Consider the following 2404-nt stretch of genomic DNA (forward strand, 5'->3'; position numbering starts at 1 on the left):
GAAGAGCCGCAGCGCGGCATGGCGCGGCGGATGATGGAGGCCTATCGCAAGCTCGGCTGCGAGCAGAGCTGGACCTGCGCGCCCTATCAGGCCGGGCACCGGCCGGCGCAGGGTAGCGACGTCGCCTGGGGCGAATCCAACGCGGTTGTGTTCTGCAATTCGGTGTTAGGCGCGCGCACCAATCGCTATGGCGATTTCCTGGATATTGCCTGCGCGATCACCGGGCGTGCGCCGGACTATGGCCTGCATCGGGCGGAGAACCGCAAGGCGCGGCTGGTGTTCGACGTCTCCGCCCTCTCGCCTTCCTTCCTGACTTCGGAGATCGCCTGGCCCGTGTTGGGCAGCCTTTATGGCCGCGAGGTGGGCAACGCCATCGGCGTGGTGACGGGTGTTGCCGATCATCCAGGCGAAGACGCCCTGAAGGCCTTCGGCGCGGCAGCGGCATCATCCGGCGCGGTCGGCCTGTTCCATATCGCAGGCGTTACGCCGGAGGCGCCGGACGCTGCGACCATCTTGGCCAGCGCCGAGCCGGAGACAATCATCCGCGTCACGCCTCAAATGGTGGCGAAGGCACGCGCCGGCCTGTCGACCGCCGCTACGCCGAAGGCGATCGACGCCGTGGCTATCGGCAGCCCGCATCTGTCGCAGGACGAATTCGACGCATTGCATCGGCTGATCGCCGGAAGGGGGCTTGCCGTGCCGGTCTACGCCTGCACCGGCCGCCACGTGCTGTCTTCGTTGGAGAAGGACGGCCGGCGCAAGGCACTCGAGGCGAGCGGCGTCATCATCGTCGCCGACACCTGCGTGGTGGTGACGCCGATCATGCCGGAACTCGCCGGCGGTGTGCTGATGACCAATTCGGGGAAATTCGCGCATTATGCGCCGGGCAACACGGGTTATGCCGTGGTCTATGCCTCACTCGCCGATTGCGTCGAAAGCGCAGTGACAGGCAAGCCGGTCTTCACGGATATCGCCGCATGAGCGCTGCCGCCGAAATCCTGGTGCCGGGCAAGCCAAGCGCGGGCGAAGCGCTGGTGCTGAGCGCGCCGATCAGCTTCTGGGGCGGCGTCGACCCTAAAAGCGGCCGCATCGCCGATGTCCGTCATCCGCAGCATGGCGAGACCATTTCCGGCCGGGTTCTGTTCCTGCCCGGCACGATCGGTTCGTCGTCGGCTTCGGCCGTCTTGCTGGAACTCGTCCACAATGGCCACGCGCCGGCGGCCCTGGTGTTGCACGAACCGGACGCGATCCTGCTGCTCGGCCTGATCGTCGCACGAGAGATGGGTTGGGAGACACCAATGGCGGTGCGACTCGGGCGCGACCTGTTCGACGGTTACCGCGGCCGCACCGTCAGTGTCGCTGAAGACGGCGCCCTTACCGTCGCCGCCTGAGAATCCTCAGGTCCGCAGCGGCAGCACACGGTCCGGCGGGCGGTGGCCGTCGAAGAAGGCGCGGATGTTGATGATCACCTTCTCGCCCATGTCGATGCGGCCCTCGAGCGTGGCGGAGCCCATATGCGGCAGGAGGACGACCTTACCCTTGGCCGCAAGTTTTAGGAGCTTGGTGTTCAGCGCCGGCTCATGCTCGTAGACGTCGAGACCGGCGCCGGCGATCTTGCCGTCCTGGATGAGCTTGACCAGCGATTCCTCGTCGATGATGTCGCCGCGCGCCGTGTTGACGAGGTAGGCTGAAGGCTGCATCAGCGCCAGGCGGCGCGCCGAAAGCAGATGGAATGTCGCGGGCGTCGATGGGCAGTTGACGGAAATGATGTCCATGCGAGCCAGCATCTGGTCGAGGCTTTCCCAGTAGGTGGCTTCCAACCCCTCTTCCACCGCCGGCAAGACGCGATGACGGTTATGGTAGTGGATCGACAGGCCGAAGGCCTTGGCGCGCCGGGCGACCGCCGTGCCGATGCGGCCCATGCCGACGATGCCGAGGCGTTTGCCCCAGATGCGCCGGCCGAGCATCCAGGTCGGCGACCAGCCGGACCAGTTCTTCTCGCTGGTGAGCACGTTGGCGCCTTCGGCCAGCCGCCGCGGCACGGCCAGCATCAGCGCCATGGTCATGTCGGCAGTGTCCTCGGTCAGGACGTTCGGCGTGTTGGTGACGGTGATGCCCTTCTTGGCTGCTGCGGCGACGTCGATCTTGTCGACGCCATTGCCGAAATTGGCGATCAGCTTCAGGTTTTCGCCGGCCTGGGCGATCAACGCCGCGTCGATGTGATCGGTGATGGTCGGGACGAGAACGTCGGCCTCCTTCACCGCCGCGACCAGTTCCGGCTGCGTCATCGGCCGGTCCTCGACATTCAGCCGCGCGTCGAACAGTTCGCGCATGCGGGTCTCGACCGGGTCGGGCAGCTTGCGCGTGATGACGACGAGGGGCCGTTTTTTGCCTGCCATTTTAT

Annotated in this window: 3 protein-coding genes; 2 read left to right on the forward strand and 1 reads right to left on the reverse strand. The window is 66.1% G+C overall.

Annotation, left to right across the window (positions count from 1 at the left end):
* Together Q0L57_RS12685 and Q0L57_RS12690 are read left to right on the forward strand one after the other, a co-directional pair.
* Positions 1-981 (forward strand): aconitase X (locus tag Q0L57_RS12685; protein WP_296743123.1); only part of this gene is annotated, 981 nt, incomplete at its 5' end.
* Positions 978-1391: a DUF126 domain-containing protein gene (locus tag Q0L57_RS12690; protein ID WP_296743125.1), complete on the forward strand. Its 414-nt coding sequence runs from the start codon at positions 978-980 to the stop codon at positions 1389-1391. The genes Q0L57_RS12685 and Q0L57_RS12690, both read left to right, overlap by 4 nt.
* A 6-nt stretch (positions 1392-1397) precedes the next feature.
* Here Q0L57_RS12690 and Q0L57_RS12695 read toward each other — a convergent pair whose 3' ends face one another.
* Positions 1398-2399 (reverse strand): D-glycerate dehydrogenase, encoded by a 1002-nt coding sequence (locus Q0L57_RS12695; protein ID WP_296743127.1) that lies wholly within the window; start codon positions 2397-2399, stop codon positions 1398-1400.
* Positions 2400-2404: the final 5 nt, after the last annotated feature.

Source organism: Mesorhizobium sp., from assembly GCF_024509055.1.
GTDB lineage: Bacteria > Pseudomonadota > Alphaproteobacteria > Rhizobiales > Rhizobiaceae > Mesorhizobium.

What these genes read in the sequence shown, in the direction of transcription:
- Q0L57_RS12690 (WP_296743125.1), top strand. Translation starts at nt 978, where the DNA reads ATGAGCGCTGCCGCCGAAATCCTGGTGCCGGGCAAGCCAAGCGCGGGC.
- Q0L57_RS12695 (WP_296743127.1), bottom strand. Translation starts at nt 2,399, where the DNA reads ATGGCAGGCAAAAAACGGCCCCTCGTCGTCATCACGCGCAAGCTGCCC.